At 41.3% G+C, this 16351-nt stretch carries 11 protein-coding genes and 1 pseudogene; 8 read left to right on the forward strand and 4 right to left on the reverse strand.

The window, feature by feature from the left end:
- The first annotated feature begins 21 nt into the window (after nt 1-21).
- On the forward strand, nt 22-2490 hold the full coding sequence (locus RMY00_RS14900) for an ATP-dependent Clp protease ATP-binding subunit (RefSeq protein ID WP_322648268.1): 2469 nt from the start codon (nt 22-24) through the stop codon (nt 2488-2490).
- Nucleotides 2491-2822: 332 nt separating this feature from the next.
- Nucleotides 2823-4184 (forward strand): GUN4 domain-containing protein, encoded by a 1362-nt coding sequence (locus RMY00_RS14905; protein ID WP_322648269.1) that lies wholly within the window; start codon nt 2823-2825, stop codon nt 4182-4184.
- Between the two features lie 73 nt (nt 4185-4257).
- Here the strand turns inward: RMY00_RS14905 and RMY00_RS14910 are convergent, their stop codons facing one another.
- Together RMY00_RS14910 and RMY00_RS14915 are read right to left on the reverse strand one after the other, a co-directional pair.
- Nucleotides 4258-4752 (reverse strand): hypothetical protein, encoded by a 495-nt coding sequence (locus tag RMY00_RS14910; RefSeq protein WP_322648270.1) that lies wholly within the window; start codon nt 4750-4752, stop codon nt 4258-4260.
- A gap of 42 nt (nt 4753-4794) precedes the next feature.
- Nucleotides 4795-5331 (reverse strand): NUDIX hydrolase, encoded by a 537-nt coding sequence (locus RMY00_RS14915; RefSeq protein WP_322648271.1) that lies wholly within the window; start codon nt 5329-5331, stop codon nt 4795-4797.
- Between RMY00_RS14915 and RMY00_RS36170 the strand changes: the two genes are divergently transcribed.
- From RMY00_RS36170 to RMY00_RS14925, 3 genes are all read left to right on the forward strand, one after another.
- Nucleotides 5312-5446, forward strand: a complete 135-nt coding sequence (locus tag RMY00_RS36170; RefSeq protein ID WP_416212068.1) for a DUF6972 family protein — start codon at nt 5312-5314, stop codon at nt 5444-5446. The two genes, RMY00_RS14915 and RMY00_RS36170, sit on opposite strands and share 20 nt — an antisense overlap.
- On the forward strand, nt 5394-5663 hold the full coding sequence (locus tag RMY00_RS14920) for a hypothetical protein (RefSeq protein WP_322648272.1): 270 nt from the start codon (nt 5394-5396) through the stop codon (nt 5661-5663). The genes RMY00_RS36170 and RMY00_RS14920 overlap by 53 nt, the downstream gene beginning before the upstream one ends.
- Nucleotides 5664-5816: 153 nt before the next feature.
- The gene (locus RMY00_RS14925) at nt 5817-7355 is read left to right on the forward strand and encodes a glycosyltransferase family 39 protein (RefSeq protein WP_322648287.1); all 1539 of its coding nucleotides are present in this window, start codon (nt 5817-5819) and stop codon (nt 7353-7355) included.
- A gap of 165 nt (nt 7356-7520) precedes the next feature.
- Here the strand turns inward: RMY00_RS14925 and RMY00_RS14930 are convergent, their stop codons facing one another.
- Nucleotides 7521-9452: a DMT family transporter gene (locus tag RMY00_RS14930; protein ID WP_322648273.1), complete on the reverse strand. Its 1932-nt coding sequence runs from the start codon at nt 9450-9452 to the stop codon at nt 7521-7523.
- A 30-nt stretch (nt 9453-9482) separates the two neighbouring features.
- The gene (locus RMY00_RS14935) at nt 9483-10790 is read right to left on the reverse strand and encodes a mannosyltransferase family protein (RefSeq protein WP_322648274.1); all 1308 of its coding nucleotides are present in this window, start codon (nt 10788-10790) and stop codon (nt 9483-9485) included.
- Nucleotides 10791-11081: 291 nt separating this feature from the next.
- On the opposite strand from RMY00_RS14935, the gene RMY00_RS14940 reads away from it, so the two are divergent.
- The 3 genes and pseudogenes from RMY00_RS14940 to RMY00_RS14950 all read left to right on the forward strand — a co-directional run.
- The gene (locus tag RMY00_RS14940) at nt 11082-12431 is read left to right on the forward strand and encodes a P-loop NTPase fold protein (RefSeq protein WP_322648275.1); all 1350 of its coding nucleotides are present in this window, start codon (nt 11082-11084) and stop codon (nt 12429-12431) included.
- A 150-nt stretch (nt 12432-12581) separates the two neighbouring features.
- The gene (locus RMY00_RS14945; RefSeq protein ID WP_322648276.1) at nt 12582-12770 is read left to right on the forward strand and encodes a hypothetical protein; all 189 of its coding nucleotides are present in this window, start codon (nt 12582-12584) and stop codon (nt 12768-12770) included.
- 61 nt (nt 12771-12831) lie between these two features.
- Nucleotides 12832-16351 (forward strand): annotated as a pseudogene (locus RMY00_RS14950) (ribosome assembly protein 4); the annotation flags it as partial.

Raw genomic sequence — 16351 nt, forward strand, 5'->3', positions numbered from 1 at the left:
CGCAGATGATGGGATAAAGCCATGTTTGAGCGCTTCACAGAAAAAGCCATTAAGGTAATCATGCTGGCCCAAGAAGAGGCCCGCCGTTTAGGTCACAACTTTGTCGGAACCGAGCAGATCCTCCTGGGTCTGATTGGCGAAGGCACTGGAGTGGCTGCCAAGGTGCTGAAATCAATGGGCGTCAATCTCAAAGATGCCCGAATTGAAGTTGAAAAAATTATAGGACGGGGATCAGGCTTTGTTGCCGTGGAAATTCCGTTTACGCCACGGGCAAAGCGAGTTTTAGAACTCTCCCTAGAAGAAGCACGCCAACTGGGGCACAACTACATTGGCACCGAGCATCTGCTGTTGGGCCTAATCCGCGAAGGGGAAGGCGTCGCAGCCAGAGTGCTAGAAAACCTCGGTGTGGATCTATCTAAGGTAAGAACCCAAGTCATCCGCATGTTGGGAGAAACTGCCGAAGTTTCACCAGGCGGTTCATCCGGGCGCACAAAAACCCCGACTCTGGATGAATTTGGCTCAAACCTGACTCAGATGGCAATAGATAATAAGCTCGATCCAGTGGTGGGACGCGCTAAAGAAATTGAGCGGGTGATTCAGATATTGGGTCGCCGAACTAAAAATAACCCAGTACTGATTGGGGAACCAGGGGTTGGTAAAACTGCGATCGCTGAAGGTTTAGCTTCACGCATTGCCACCAAAGATGTCCCCGACATCCTCGAAGATAAACGCGTCGTCACCTTGGATATTGGTTTGCTCGTAGCAGGAACCAAGTACCGGGGTGAATTTGAAGAACGCTTGAAAAAAATCATGGATGAAATCCGCTCGGCGGGTAATGTCATTCTCGTGATTGATGAGGTACACACCTTAATTGGTGCAGGTGCAGCAGAAGGTGCTATAGACGCAGCAAATATCCTCAAGCCAGCTTTGGCCAGAGGTGAGTTGCAGTGCATCGGCGCTACAACCCTAGATGAATACCGGAAGCACATCGAGCGAGATGCAGCGCTAGAGCGACGTTTCCAGCCAGTAATGGTTGGCGAACCTACAGTAGATGAAACAATCGAAATTTTATATGGTTTGCGCGAACGCTACGAGCAACACCATAAACTGAAAATTTCCGACGAAGCATTGGTAGCGGCGGCGAAATTGTCAGATCGTTACATTAGCGATCGCTACCTCCCAGATAAAGCCATCGACTTAGTTGATGAAGCTGGTTCTAGAGTGCGCTTGATTAACTCCCAACTGCCACCCGCAGCCAAAGAGTTAGACAAAGAACTGCGTCAGATATTAAAAGAAAAAGATGACGCGGTGCGCTCTCAAGACTTCGATAAAGCTGGGGAATTGCGCGATCGCGAAATGGAAATCAAAGCCGAAATCCGGGCGATCGCTCAAAGCAAGACCAATGCAACTGGCACAGAACATGAAGAACCTGTAGTTACAGAAGAAGACATTGCTCACATTGTCGCTTCTTGGACTGGAGTACCGGTGAACAAACTCACCGAATCTGAATCTGAAAAGCTGTTGCACATGGAAGATACCTTGCATCAGCGTTTAATCGGTCAAGACGAAGCTGTGAAAGCAGTTTCACGAGCAATCCGTCGCGCTCGTGTCGGCTTGAAGAATCCCAATCGACCCATAGCTAGCTTTGTCTTCTCTGGGCCTACTGGTGTAGGTAAAACCGAGTTAGCGAAGTCCTTAGCTGCTTACTTCTTCGGTTCTGAAGAAGCGATGATCCGCTTAGATATGTCCGAATACATGGAGCGTCACACCGTCAGCAAGCTGATTGGTTCCCCTCCAGGTTATGTTGGCTATAACGAAGGTGGTCAGCTAACTGAAGCCGTGCGGCGGCGTCCTTACACCGTGGTGTTGTTCGACGAAATCGAAAAAGCCCACCCCGATGTCTTCAACATGCTGCTGCAAATTTTGGAAGACGGTCGGTTAACTGATGCCAAAGGTCGCACGGTGGACTTCAAGAATACCTTGCTGATTTTAACTTCCAATATTGGTTCTAAGGTAATTGAAAAAGGCGGTAGCGGTATCGGCTTTGAATTCTCCGAAGATGCCAGCGAGTCAACTTACAACCGGATTCGCTCTTTGGTTAACGAAGAACTCAAACAGTACTTCCGTCCAGAGTTCCTCAACCGACTCGATGAAATTATCGTCTTCCGTCAGTTGAGCAAGCCTGAAGTGACCCAAATCGCCGAAATTATGCTCAAGGAAGTATTTGGTCGTCTAACTGAAAAGGGTATCACCTTAGAAGTCAGCGATCGCTTCAAGGATCGGTTGATTCAAGAAGGTTACAGTCCCAGCTACGGCGCAAGGCCATTACGTCGGGCAATTATGCGCCTGTTAGAAGATAGCCTAGCAGAAGAAATTCTGTCTGGTCGTATCAAAGATGGCGATACAGCCCTTGTTGATGTAGATGAAAATGGCGTTGTCCAAGTTAGTTCTCAACAGCGTCGGGAATTGTTACCCCAAGGTGTTGAGTAAGATTTAGGGTTTGGGATTTAAATCTCAAATAAAAAATTAGAAAACGGTAGAGCAATAAATACTCTACCGTTTTTTGTGTGAAAATATCTGGAGTTAATGTTGTAAAGTGTAGGACAGGCGATACCTTCTCTGCAAGACGCTGCGCGAACGGTGAGCTTCGCTAACGCCAAAGTTTTCGGTCGCTCTACTAAAGTTAGTTAATGGTTAGAGCATCAAGTTATCCTCGTAAATGTATAACACGAAAACGCAAAATTATTGTAGTGCGGGCATCTTGCCCGCTTTCAATGTACAAATTAAATACGCAACAGCTTATCTATGCTTGAGAGACAAACATGACAGAACAAATACAAACAGAAACAAAAGTTTTCATTAGCTATAGCTGGGACTCAGAAGACCACAAAAACAATGTGTTAGGACTAGCAAATACGTTACGCTCAGAATGGGGGATTAACGCAGAAATAGATAGTTATGTTCGAGCAAAGCCTCCTTATACTCCTGTTCAAGGATGGGATGTTTGGATGTCAGAGCGAATTAAGTGGGCTGAGTTTGTGCTTATGATCTTTACTGAGACATATCAGCGACGATTTGAGGGTAACGAGGAAACTGGAATAGGTTTAGGGGTTTCGTGGGAAGGAACAATTATCAGAAACGACATTTACAAAGCTCAGTTAAGAGACACTAAATTTATCCCAGTTGTATTTTCTCGATCTGACTTGGGTTATGTTTCTTCGGAACTAAATTCCAGAGATACATATATCCTTACTGACGAGAAAAGCTTTAGAGAACTTTGGTATCGTCTTAAAAAACAAAACAGCCTTATACAACCAGAAATTAAAAAAGATGTGTCTCCACCACTCCCTTCTGAACCAGTGTTATTTTCTCCTCATAAACCGCCAGTAAAATCTTTAGAGCAACCGACTCCTGAGATTGAATACCGTGAAAAGGTTGAAGGCTATGTTAACAAGGTTCCACTCTCTGAACCCTATAATGAGATTTCTAATATTAATAAGATTAACTTAGCAAAAATAAGGCAGAGAATAGGGCTAGATACCGAGAAGGCTAAAGCGATTGAAAATGCTGTTCTTCAATTACGTAGCCAACGGCACGAAGAATACAAACAAAACCTACAAGAATATGAGAATCTTCTGAAGGACAATTTAGAAACAGAAGGCTTTTTGAGCGATGACATTCTTTCTGAGTTGAAAGAACTTCAGAATAATTTGGGACTCAGTGATAAGGACGCTGAAGAACTATTACTCTATGCTCAATTAGAGTATTTGCTTAAAAAAGGAGAGTGGATAGAAGCAGATGAAACTACTAAAAATCTATTGTTGAAAGTAGCAAATGTTCAACAAAATTATTTTAATTTAACTGATTTTCAGAGAATTCCATGTAAAGATATACGTAAAATTGATAAACTTTGGACAGATTACAGTAAAGGTCACTTTGGTTACAGCGCACAAATAGATATCTGGCAACAAGTTAATAGGGAACTTCTTGATTTCTTTGTTGCATTGGATTGGGGATATAAAGAAGATCGTCTATTCGTGTATACAGATAATTTTAAATATAATCAACCCCATCGCCCAAAAGGACACCTTCCAGCATTAGTCCTATGGGACGGAGGAAATCACGAAACCCGACAAGCATACATAAACAGAATTCAGCAGTGCTGCAAAGATGTTGTTCTTTAATTGGAGATAATTTCTATAATTGTTTCTCAAAGATAAAAACAATACATCTAATAGAATGCTACCTTTTGCATTCCTATTTCGATGGCAAAGGTACATACATAAGCACCATCGTAATCAGAAAAGTAATCAAATAAGGAAGGTTTGCCCAGGATTTTAGGACACTATCCTTGCTGAAAATTTGCCTGAAAAAATCAGGTGAAGAATCAGGTATAAAAAAGTTTCTTTGTTTAATCTTCATTTGCTCTACCCATTGATAATCTTCGTTAGATGCATAACCTCCAATGATCCGAACTAAGCGATTGAAGTTCTTCCGAAATTCTCTCTCCATGTACAAATAATAGATATCCAGTAAACCGAATAAAGTAAAAGAGATGAATGCCAGGATAAATAAAATAGGGTTTCTATTTTGAAAACCAAATCCAACGATCGCAGCCCAAACCGTTAATCCAAACTTTTTAGCTTCAAGCGAATTGTCTGCCATGCGTTTAATTACAGATTGCAGCATTTCACTTTGTTTAATCAAAAAGTCTCGATCTTCTTTAACCCTTTCCAGATCGTTGCTTGGCATAGTACTGCACTATAACGAGAGCCACTCGATTGTAGAATAAAACTAACTCTCTTGAAAAAGTATCTTTCGCAGCTTAAAGAATCCAATCTGACAAGCCGAGTACTCACACATTTCTAGATAATTAAAGGGATGCCATTCGTTTCTACCAATGGACTCCAAATAAGTTCCATCCTCTTGAGCCTTATCCGGCACTATACCTGTAACATCTATATAATACAAATAACAGACTTCATTCACCTGAGTACCAACGATATACTTCCCTAAAGGTAAAACCTGAACCCTATATCCTGTCTCTTCATAGACCTCTCGAATGGCAGCGGCTTCTGGTGATTCCCCTTCATCCAATGCACCTGTAATCGGGCAGGGAAAAAGCTTTAGTCTTCCATTTACCTCTTGATTATCAATACAGAGATGCTGGTGTCGAATTAGAACATCATACTGTCCCGGATTTTCGCCGCTCTTTCTCAAAAGAAATACCGCAACTGAATCCTTACCATTTCGTTCCAAATATTGAAATCCTTTAGAAGATTCCCTAACAGCAATCCACTGGGTGCTAAAGATGACTCTATCAGTATTCATTGGCTATATTCCGGTACTTCATTTATTCAAATGTCTACTTTACTATGGGGAGATAAAAATCAATGCAGACGACCAATACCACGTCATCCCCCGCACAAGACCGAGTGAAGAATAACTGGGAATTTACAGAAGTATGGATAGATCCAATGTTATCTCCTCCATATATTCTTTTATTGCTTTGCAACAGTGAAGATAACTGTCAAGTTTATGATCCGGCGCAGGGTTATAAAATTGTATTTTCTAGTAATGACTATAATGCAGCCAAGTTATGGTTACTAGAAGATGAGTATGAACCAATTGAAGGAAGGCTTTTCGCTACGGAATTAGTCTAAGTTACTAGAAAGAATATCACCGCATGATTGACGCTGGCATTTTGAGCGATCGCAAGGTTGAACTACTCAAATCAAAGTAACCAAACTTCCATTGCAGAATCTGGGGTAAAATATCGCCTTACAGTCTTTGAGATGATTATCCCGATTTTAGATATGCGTCTATTCCGAGAAAAAGAATGGTTATTTAGCCTACTGATAATATCTCTAGTTCTATGGCTGATATGTTTGGGAAACTCCCCTTTACGAGATTGGGATGAAGGCACTGTAGCACAGGTAGCCCGTGAAATTTGGCGTGCCCCATTTGGTTCAATGCGTTGGCTTTACCCCACCTTGGGAGGTGAACCTTATCATAATAAGCCACCACTGATGCACTTACTAATTGCTTGGACTTACTCTATCGGAGGCGTGAATGAGTGGACAACACGTCTACCGGGTGCAGTGTTAACTGCTTTGGGTGTACCTTTGCTTTACTCGGTGGGATGTTTGCTTTTTAACGAAAGTTTACCAGCTTTGTTTGCCGCTTTAGTTTACTTGACAATGTTGCCTGTGGTGCGTCACGGAAGGCTAGCAATGCTAGATGGTGCAACTATTACCTTTTTTTTGCTGTTGTTGTTTTGTTTGCTAAAAGCACGTCAGAATCGTTGGTATGCTCTCGGTGTGGGATTTTGTCTAGGGTTAATAACTCTAACTAAAGGGATGATGGTTTTGCCGCTAGGAGCGATCGCTTGTTTATTTCTCATTGCAGATCGGCAATTTGCTTTGTTAAAAAGCCCCTATTTATTAGTGGGAATGTTTTTAGGAAATGCGCCTGTGATCGCTTGGTTTGTTGCTCAATGGCAACATTATGGCGAAAACTTCTTCCAAGTGAATTTTCAAGCACAAACCTTTAATCGCCTTACACAATCTGTTGAAGGTCATAGTGGGCCTATCTGGTACTATTTAATTGAGATAATTAAGTATAGTTTTCCTTGGCTATTATTTTTGCCGGGAGGTTTTTATCTAGCTTGCAAAAAACGTCATACTACCTGGAGTCGCCTAATTATTATTGGTACAATCGTTTACTTAGGAACTATCTCTTTAATGAGAACTAAGCTCCCTTGGTATGTTATGCCTATATATCCATTTTTAGCTTTGGCAATTGGTGCTAAACTTAGCGATATTTGGCAGGATGGTCATTTTAAGGGACGAATGACAATATTTCTAGCTATTATTTCTATTGCTGGTTTAGGAGGTTGTGTTTACTTTTTTATTGAAAAAGAACCTATTTTAATAGTCATGAGTATTGTTTTAGCAATAAGTATGGGCATCGCAGCATGGCTAGTTAAACAGCGCGATCGCAACTTTATTCCAGTATTATTTTCTGGGATGTACTTAGTTTTAGCACTGTTGATGAGTTCGCAATCATGGATTTGGGAATTGAATGAAGCTTTTCCTGTTAAACCAGTAGCGGAATTAATTCGGGCAAATGTTTCACCCGGAACACAAATTTATACTTCTTTTGCTTATGATCGTCCTAGTTTAGACTTTTACAGCGATTGCAAGGTAACTGCTGCAACTGTGCCAGTTTTACAAAAAATGTTATCTAATAAATCTTATTTGCTATTAGACAATGATGCTTTACAGCAAATAAATTTAACAGGTAGTAAAATTATAGGAGCAGCTAATGGATTTACACTGCTTATCAAAAATTAATTATCCCAAAAGCCATAGATACCCAACTTATTAAATAAGTTAGGGATCTTATTATTGCTAAACCACCAATGAATGGAATGATATTAATCAATCTAAGCTATCCAAATATCGCGGGCAAATCGAATTTGCAAATAGATAAATGAACTTGTATTAGCTGTTATAAAGCTATGAGCCTTCGTTTGTTATTTGAACTGTGGATTGACTAGATTGGGCTAGATAAATACCCAATAAAACTACAGCGAAAGTTGCCCAATCAAACAAACCTACCTGTTCTGAAAAAATAAACCAAGCAAAAATGGAAGACAGGACTGGATTGAGGAGAAGGGTAACTGCGACAATGCCTGATGAGAGTCTGCTGAGGCTATAAGTTATAAGCCCCTGACCCAACACTTGGCAAAAGAGAGCTTGAAAAATGATGAAAAACCAACCCATCCAAGAATAGGGAAACAATCTCTCCTCGATAAATGGGAGGATAGGTAACATAAACATTGTAGTCACACCGCAGCGCCAGAGCATTATGGTTGCGGTAGTAAATCGGGTTTGCAGTTGTTCTATTAGCAGCAAATAGGTGGCAATAAAAACGGCGGTTAAAAATGCTAGCGCATCACCAAGTATTTGGTCAGTTGCAAATTGCATCTTATGAAGTTCAAAGGCGATCGCTCCCCCCAACGCTATCACCAAACCAATAACAAATCTGTTATCGAAGCGCCGACCTAATAACAGATACCCAGCCGCAGCAACAAATAAAGGGTTCAAATTAGAAAGTAAAGCCACGTTAGCAACACTAGTTTGACTCAGCGACCAAGCCCACAACAATAGGGAGGTAGTTGCAGCAGTTCCCATTGCTAATAACAGCCACACGTCCTGTTTTGTAAAAGGCTTCTGTTCTATAGGTTGACAATCAGATTGTTTGCGACGCAAAACCTCAAGCCCATTCCACAGACCAAAGACGACTGCGGCCATCCAACTGCGATGAAATCCTACAGCATTTGCACCAATTTCTTGTTGGCACAATTTTGCTAGAGATGGTGCCAAAGATATGGGAATTAGGGCAACAAATAATGAGATAGCTCCTAATAAAGCTGGTGTTTCAGAGAATTGTTGCTTTAGTAATGACAGTTTGAGCGTCATACTTTTAACGAAAGTGTTAACTATAGTTTTGACTGATTCCTGAAACGACAAATTAAGAGTAGCTTGGCTAGATATGGCTAAGTATAAACCTATTAAAACTACAGCAAAACCTACCCAATTTGAGAAAGTTAATTTTTCCGAAAATATTACCAGAGCGAAAATGCCACTAAATACTGGCTCTAACAGATGCACCAAGGAGACAACCACAGAAGAAAACTTGGCAAGGCTATAGGTCAAAAGCCCATGACCTAAAACTTGGCAGACTACGGCTAGAGAAATCACCCAAAGCCACCCATTGACTGTAGAGGGGAAAACCTGATCTTGAGTGAACAAAAGTATAGGTAAAATGACTAAAGCCGCGATCGCACTGATCCACAACTGGATTATCGCGGGAGAAAATTTAGTTCGTAATTTTTCTACAATTAGCAGGTATCCACTTAAGAAAACCGCAGAAACGATCGCAGCAAAACCCCCGTGAACTTCATTTATGGCGATTTGCAGTTCCTCAAATTCAATAGCGATCGCTCCCCCAAGCGCAATAACCATTCCAATTAGGAATCGCCTCTCAAAACCCTGACGAAATAACAGCCACACTCCTAAGCTAGTAAATATAGGAGCGAGGTTATGCAACACACTAGAAATCGCAACGCTAGTTTGAGTCAGCGACCAAGCCAAAAAGACTAAAGTGGCAGCCCAAAAAATACCAGCGCCTAGCAATAGGCAAAGATCCTGACTGGTGTAGGTTTGCTGTTCTCCAGGTTTTTCTAAAGAAAATCGCTGCCGTATTGCCTTGTATCCCTGCCAAAGCAAAAAGACCACACTAGCAAGCCAAAAGCGATTAAATACAGTGGCACTGGGGCTGAGTTCAATTTCGCTCAATTTCATAAAAATAGAGCCAAAAGAAATAGCACCTACACCTACAAATAATGAAGCGATCGCTATCTTCGTTTGATTGGATACATTCATTAGGAAATTTAAATATATGGATCAAACCCTCTAACCAACCCAGCGCTCTTGGGCAAATCCTACAGCTATTTTGGCTAGTAGCGTCACAAAAGCGCCCAATATTAAATATCCCTGACGAGGATGGCGAGATAGCAGCACACCAATGGCTATATTCAAAGGTACAATACCATAAGCAAGACGGCTCAAGGAGATAGTACCTCCAGAAGCTAACAGCAAACCAATACCACAAAAACCATAAATAACTGTAACTGCGGTAAGTTGCTTGTGTAAGCGCCACAACACATACCCACCACCCAAGACCATGAACAAGTTGAGCAAGTTATTAATCCACTCATCACTTGCCATAATCAACAAAAATAAGAGTAAAGCATAAAAGCCATAAAATAATTTTACAGAACTAAAACGTTGACGGAAACGCCATAAAAGATAGCCACTGCCAACGATCGCACCAAACAACAACAGATACCAGGGGTCTTCAATTCCGCCAGAGGGGTTTTGAACCCAACCAAATTGCCAATTATTTGTGCCGACTACAATTTGCATGAGCATATTTAACCAACCCTGCCAATCAAACCCCAGAGTTGGCCGCCATCCCCGTTGTGCTTCGATAAAAGCTAAAGGATTGCCAAAATAAATCGCACAATACAAACTGAATAGAAGTATGCCAATAGCGGTACTAAAACCAGCTATATAGGCAATGGGTGGTCGGCGTTCTTTCCACGCTGCGATCGCAAATGCTGGAATTAGTGCCATACCTGTAGGACGTGTTGCTGTCGCCATCGCGCCCCAAAGGGCAGTCCAGCCATACTGCTTTTGATCAAACGACCGCAAAGCCGCCGTACTCAAAAACAAATACAGCCCCTCTGTGTAAATTACCCCCGTAAACATGGAAGATGGATACAAAGAAACTACAGCAGTCGTCCATTGCGCTGCATTGATGCCATGATTCTCTTTAATCCAAAAGTACAAACAGTAAAGGGCTGCGAAAAATGCCAAGTTGTTGACTAACGTACCTGCTAATTCAAACGGCAAGCCCAGTTTCATCAAAACCCAAATGCTTAAGGGAAATAGGGGAAAAAAGGCCAGATTGTGTTGCTTGCCATCATTGACAAATTCATATCCAGAAGTAGCGATCGCTCGGTAATGCATACTATCCCATGCATCAACAACCCCCCAGCCAAAATGGGGCAAAAATTCTTCTGTTGGTAACGGTAGTTTTGGCGCAATCAGCAACATAGCAGTCCAAATGAAGATTCGGCTGGCAAGCCATATTGCTGCTGGAAATAGGAAATCATTTTTCCATAAAACTTTTTTTCTAATTATCTGAACTTTAACCATAATCCTGAATACTTCAACAAACTCCTTTACGCATCCTTTTACATATACCTGCAAAATAGCAATTTATGAATAACATTTTGCATATTACATCTTCTAGCAACATCATTCACTAATTGGACAGATTACTAATTAATTGAAATCTTTGTTTTATTCGGTTGATGCTTAAGAGGCTTGCTGCAACTTTTGAGATGTCAAATCGGTTCTTTAATCTAGATGCAAAAATGTAAATAATTTTATCCTTTTCAACAAGGATATGTTAAGACAATACCAGATAATTGCACTACCAGCATTATGCCCATAGATTTACGAGAATTTTATCAGGCTAGCGATCCCAGCAGAACTCTGTTTGTCAACCATAGCTCTGATAGCAAATATTACATAGATTTTTCCTCAGTACGAGGTGGTGATATTCTTGGCAAGCTGAAACAGAAAATTACTTTTTTTAAGCCCAATGAACCCACTTGCACGTTATTTACTGGGCATATTGGTTGTGGGAAATCGACAGAACTATTACGGTTACAAGCAGAACTGGAAAAATTAGGCTTCCATGTGGTCTATTTTGAGTCCAGTGACGATTTGGAAATGACCGATGTCGATATTGCTGATGTGCTGCTAGCGATCGCTCGGCGGGTGAGTCAAAGTCTGGATAAAATTACACTGGAGTCACCTAACAAGTTTAATGAGTTGCTGCAAGGTGCTTGGAAGGTCTTAAACTCCGAGGTGACGGCGGCAAAAGTAAAGGTTCCGGTGCTTGGTGATGTTGGTTTATCCGCAGATAAAGAAAAACTTTCTCTATCTGTGGGGATTGGTGAAATCACTAGCAAGATGAAAAATGACCCAACCCTGCGAGAAAAACTCAATCAGTATTTAGCACCGCAAAAAACTAAACTGTTAGAAGCGATTAATCAAGAATTATTAGAACCTGCGATCGCTAAACTCAAACAGCAGGGTAAAAATGGTCTGGTGGTAATTGTCGATAATCTTGACCGCATAGATAATCGTGTCAAACCTTGGGGTCGTCCACAACAGGAATATTTATTTGTCGATCAAGGTGAGTTTTTGACCAAGCTGAATTGTCATCTCATCTACACCATGCCCTTGTCTTTGAAGTTTTCCAATGATTACGGAATGCTAACTCAGCGTTTCCCAGAAGACCCCAAAGTGTTGCCAATGGTACCTGTACAAAAGACTGATGGCAGTGTTCATACACAGGGAATGGCACTCATGCAGCAGATGGTATTAGCTAGAGCTTTTCCTGATATAACACCAGAGGAGCGTTTAAATAAAGTTACCGAAATTTTTGATAATGCTGCTAGCCTAGAACGCTTGTGTAAAATGAGCGGTGGTCATGTGCGGGATGTGCTGAGGCTGCTAAACACCTGGATTATGGAAGAGATGAGTCTTCCCTTAACCCGTGAAACCTTAGAGCAAGTTATTCGTTCTCGGCGGAATGAAATCATGTTGCCAATTTCTGAAGATGAGTGGCAATTGTTACGTCATGTCAAGGAAAGGAAAAAGGTGAGTGATGACCACGGATATCAAAAACTGATTCGTAGTCGGTTTGTGTTTGAATATCGGGATAGTGGCGAGACTTGGTTTGATGTGAATCCGATTTTGGCTGAGGCCAGAGAGTTGCAGTGAGGAATCAGGTAGTGTATAGACAAGTTGAATTACCCCCCTTAATCCCCCCTTATAAAGGGGGGAAACAGGAAATCTCTTTCCCTCCCCTTTATAAGGGGAGGGTTAGGGTGGGGTAAAACCCAGATTCGTAATTTCAGAACAGGAGGAAATATGAAAACAATCCCAGAGTTAAAGACTCGTATTCAAGAACTCAGTAAACAAGCTGTTCAATTTAGTAGAAAAGCATCTGAAGTGTGTTTAAGTGACCGTCAGCAAGCCAAGTATTTTAGACAGCAAGCAAGAGAAGCTAGCAAACGTACTCAAGTATTGATACAGGAGTTAAAACGCCAGGAAGTTTAACTTGTAATCTTTAATTCTTCCTTTGCCTCCTACACTTTAGATTTACGTCAGCTTATGACTTATGACAGACTTGCAACCATCACAAGATGACCATGTAAACAGCAATCGCTCTCTGAAACAATTAGCTTGGGCGATCGAATCCTCCGTGGGACAGTTTAAGCTGATATTGGCACGGTGTAATTATGCTAGCTTGCGCGATCGCTTAATCTCCAGATTGCAAGAAATTTGTCAAGTTGAAATTCGTGTCTTGGCAGTGCAGCAATCTAACAAAACTCTTTATACTGCGGTTCAGGAAGAATTTGGCGCAGAAATACCAGCCTGTGTGATGGTTGTGGGTTTAGAATCAGTGCAGAATTTGTCTGTGATGTTAACTTCTGCCAATCAGGTGCGGGAAGAGTTTCGCAAGAATTTTGCTTTTCCTTTAGTGTTGTGGATTGACGATGAAATCTACAAGCAACTAATACAGCTTGCGCCAGATTTAGAAAGTTGGGCAACTACGAGAGATTTTGCCATATCAACGCAAGAATTAGTAGATTTTATTATCGAAACGGCTAATAAATGGTTTAGTAATAACTTAAACTTTAGCGCCGATGTATATATTAAATTGGAGAATGAGTTAGAATCGGCGCAAAGATATTTACTTAAAAAGCCCGATGTTTATAATTTAGAAATTCAAGCTGATTTAGAATCTTTGTTAGGTTTTATCAAACAGATAAATAATCAAAAAGATTCAGCGTTAGAGTATTATCACAAAGCTTTAAAGCTTTGGCAGGAAAATAAAAATTTAGAACGACAGGCAAAAATCCTCGGTGACATTGGCTTTTGCTATTATTTAAAAGCTTTTAAACATCAAGATATCAATCATCCAGATTGGCAAGCTACTTGGCATTATATTCAAGAGTATATAAATTTTATTAACCAGTTCAAAAGTCCAGATTTAATTGCTAATGCAGTAGTTAAGTTCGGTGATATCTTGCGAGACTTGCAAAAGTGGGAAACCTTGCAAAGCCTTACAGAAAATGCTCTAGTAATCCATCAAAATAACAACCAGCTAAGAGAATTAGCCAAGGATTACGGTTTTTTAGCTGAGGTGGCTTTAGCTCAAAAAGACTGGGTGAAAGCAAATCAATTAGTTCAGCAAGCCTTAAAGGTTTTTTCTACGATTCCCAATCTGGAATCAGCAAATACATCAGGAATTTTATCTGATATTCCCGAAAGAGATTTAAAATCAAAAGATTTAAGCTTATATCAGTTTATTTTAGGTCGTTCTCAATACCATTCAGGTGAAATTAAACAGGCAACTCTCAGCTTAGAAAATGCTAGTAATGTTGGTAATCCCTTAGAAGATGTCAGACTTTACTTGGATATTCTCAGGTTTTTGCAGCAGCTTTACTTTAAACAAAAAGAATATCTCAAAGCATACAAAATCAAACAGGAACGGCTTTCTATTGAACAGCAATTTGGTTTGCGGGCTTTTATTGGTGCGGGTAAATTAGAAGCTACAAAACAGGCATTTGTAGAGACATTGCGCTCAAACTCTCCCCAAGGAAATATTGCCCCAGAAATTGCTGCATCTGGTCGCCTATTGGATGTAGAACGTTTAATTGAACGCATGGGTCGCCCTGATTATAAGTTGATAGTAATTCATGGGCAATCGGGTGTCGGCAAAAGTTCTCTAGTGAATGCGGGATTAGTACCAGCTTTAAAGAATAAAGCGATCGGTGTTCAAGATTATTTACCCGTGATAATGCGTGTTTATACCAACTGGGTGGAAGAATTGGGGAGGCTTTTGGGAGGAAGTGGGGAATGGGGAATGGGGAATGGGGAGTGGGGAGAGTTAGAACCTCAACTTTCAGCTTCGGAAGGTCAACTTTCACCTTCAGAAGGTCAACGTCGAGCCTCAGAAGGTCAACTTTCACCCTCAGAAGGTCAACGTCGAGCCTCAGAAGGTCAACTTTCACCCTCAGAAGGTCAACGTCGAGCCTCAGAAGGTCAACGTTCACCCTCAGAAGGTCAACGTCGAGCCTCAGAAGGTCAACTTCCACCCTCAGAAGGTCAACGTTCAGCCTCAAAACTCGGAACTACGCAATATTTGATATCCAGACTCAAAGAAAACGAACAGCATAACCTCCGCACAGTCCTAATTTTCGATCAATTTGAGGAATTTTTCTTTGTTTACACCGAACCTGCACAAAGGAAGCAATTCTTTGAGTTTCTGGGAGAGTGTCTGAATGTTCTATCGGTGAAAGTTATCTTATCGCTGCGGGTAGATTACATTCATTACTTGCTAGAGTGCAATGATTTGCCCAGTCTCAAGATTATTGGCAATGACATTCTCAGTAATAATGTGCTTTACAAATTGGGGAACTTCTCACCTGCTGATACAAAATCAATTATTCAGCGTTTAACCGAAAATACTAGTTTTCGCTTAGAACCTGCTTTAGTTGAACAACTGGTGCAAGATTTAGCCGGAGAATTGGGTGAAGTTCGTCCCATTGAGTTGCAGGTTGTAGGGGCACAACTGCAAACGGAGAATATTATAACTCTGGCAGAATATCGGCAGCGTGGCACTAAGGGCGAATTGGTTAAGCGTTATTTAAATGAAGTTGTTCATGATTGTGGTGAAGAAAATCACCAAGCAGCAGACATATTACTGTATTTGCTGACTGATGAAAAAGGAACTCGCCCACTCAAGACTCGCGCTGAGTTGGAACGCGATTTGATGCCGTATTTCTCGGAGATCCCCCCAACCATTCTAAAAAAGGGGGGCTTTATTCTTTCAACCCCCTTTTTAAGGGGGTCAACCCAGGCGGGGGGATCAGAAGCTAGGGCGGAACAAGCTTCTGAAATCAGTAAATTAGATTTAATATTAGAGATTTTTGTCCAATCCGGCTTAGTGATTTTGCTACCAGAAAACCCCGCCGACCGTTATCAACTGGTACATGACTACATCGCCGCCTTTATCCGCCAGCAACAGGAACCGAAGTTAAAGCAGGTAATGGCGGAACTAGAAAAAGAACGAGAACAAAGAAAACAAAGTGAAGTAAAACTTAATCGTGTTTTCAAACGCGCCCTTTTTGGTTCCATAACCGCAGGTTTAGGATTTGCTGTTTTAGCAGCAGCAACATTCCAGTGGGCAGTAGAGGCAAATGTTAGTCAAATTAACGCCATCAATAATTCTTCTGAAGCCTTTGCTGTCTCTGGACAATACCCAGATGCTTTAATAGCAGCCTTAAAGGCAGGTAGCAAACTCAAGCATACACTTTGGGCACATAACAGAAGCGATACCTTAATGCACACTGTGGCAACTTTACAGCAAGCGGTTTACTTAAAGCCAAATGAAAAAAAAGAAAATCGTGCGATCGAGGTAAATACTTTAGAAGGGCATAGCAGTAGGGTCAGTAGCGTAGTCTTCAGCCCCGATGGCAAGACACTGGCTTCTGGCAGTGATGACAACACCATCAAACTTTGGGATATCAGCACAGGCAAAGCCATGAAAACCCTGACTGGGCATAGCAGTAGGGTCAGTAGCGTAATCTTCAGCCCCGATGGCAAGACACTGGCTTCTGGCAGTGATGACA

This window comes from Nostoc sp. ChiVER01, from assembly GCF_034531155.1.
Classification (GTDB): domain Bacteria; phylum Cyanobacteriota; class Cyanobacteriia; order Cyanobacteriales; family Nostocaceae; genus Nostoc.

Excerpts from the sequence above, each read along its gene's own strand:
- RMY00_RS14900 (WP_322648268.1), top strand. The coding sequence starts at position 22 with ATGTTTGAGCGCTTCACAGAAAAAGCCATTAAGGTAATCATGCTGGCC.
- RMY00_RS14905 (WP_322648269.1), top strand. The coding sequence starts at position 2,823 with ATGACAGAACAAATACAAACAGAAACAAAAGTTTTCATTAGCTATAGC.
- RMY00_RS14940 (WP_322648275.1), top strand. The coding sequence starts at position 11,082 with ATGCCCATAGATTTACGAGAATTTTATCAGGCTAGCGATCCCAGCAGA.
- RMY00_RS14945 (WP_322648276.1), top strand. The coding sequence starts at position 12,582 with ATGAAAACAATCCCAGAGTTAAAGACTCGTATTCAAGAACTCAGTAAA.
- RMY00_RS14930 (WP_322648273.1), bottom strand. The coding sequence starts at position 9,452 with ATGAATGTATCCAATCAAACGAAGATAGCGATCGCTTCATTATTTGTA.
- RMY00_RS14925 (WP_322648287.1), top strand. The coding sequence starts at position 5,817 with ATGCGTCTATTCCGAGAAAAAGAATGGTTATTTAGCCTACTGATAATA.
- RMY00_RS14935 (WP_322648274.1), bottom strand. The coding sequence starts at position 10,790 with ATGGTTAAAGTTCAGATAATTAGAAAAAAAGTTTTATGGAAAAATGAT.
- RMY00_RS14920 (WP_322648272.1), top strand. The coding sequence starts at position 5,394 with ATGCAGACGACCAATACCACGTCATCCCCCGCACAAGACCGAGTGAAG.
- RMY00_RS36170 (WP_416212068.1), top strand. The coding sequence starts at position 5,312 with ATGACTCTATCAGTATTCATTGGCTATATTCCGGTACTTCATTTATTC.
- RMY00_RS14910 (WP_322648270.1), bottom strand. The coding sequence starts at position 4,752 with ATGCCAAGCAACGATCTGGAAAGGGTTAAAGAAGATCGAGACTTTTTG.
- RMY00_RS14915 (WP_322648271.1), bottom strand. The coding sequence starts at position 5,331 with ATGAATACTGATAGAGTCATCTTTAGCACCCAGTGGATTGCTGTTAGG.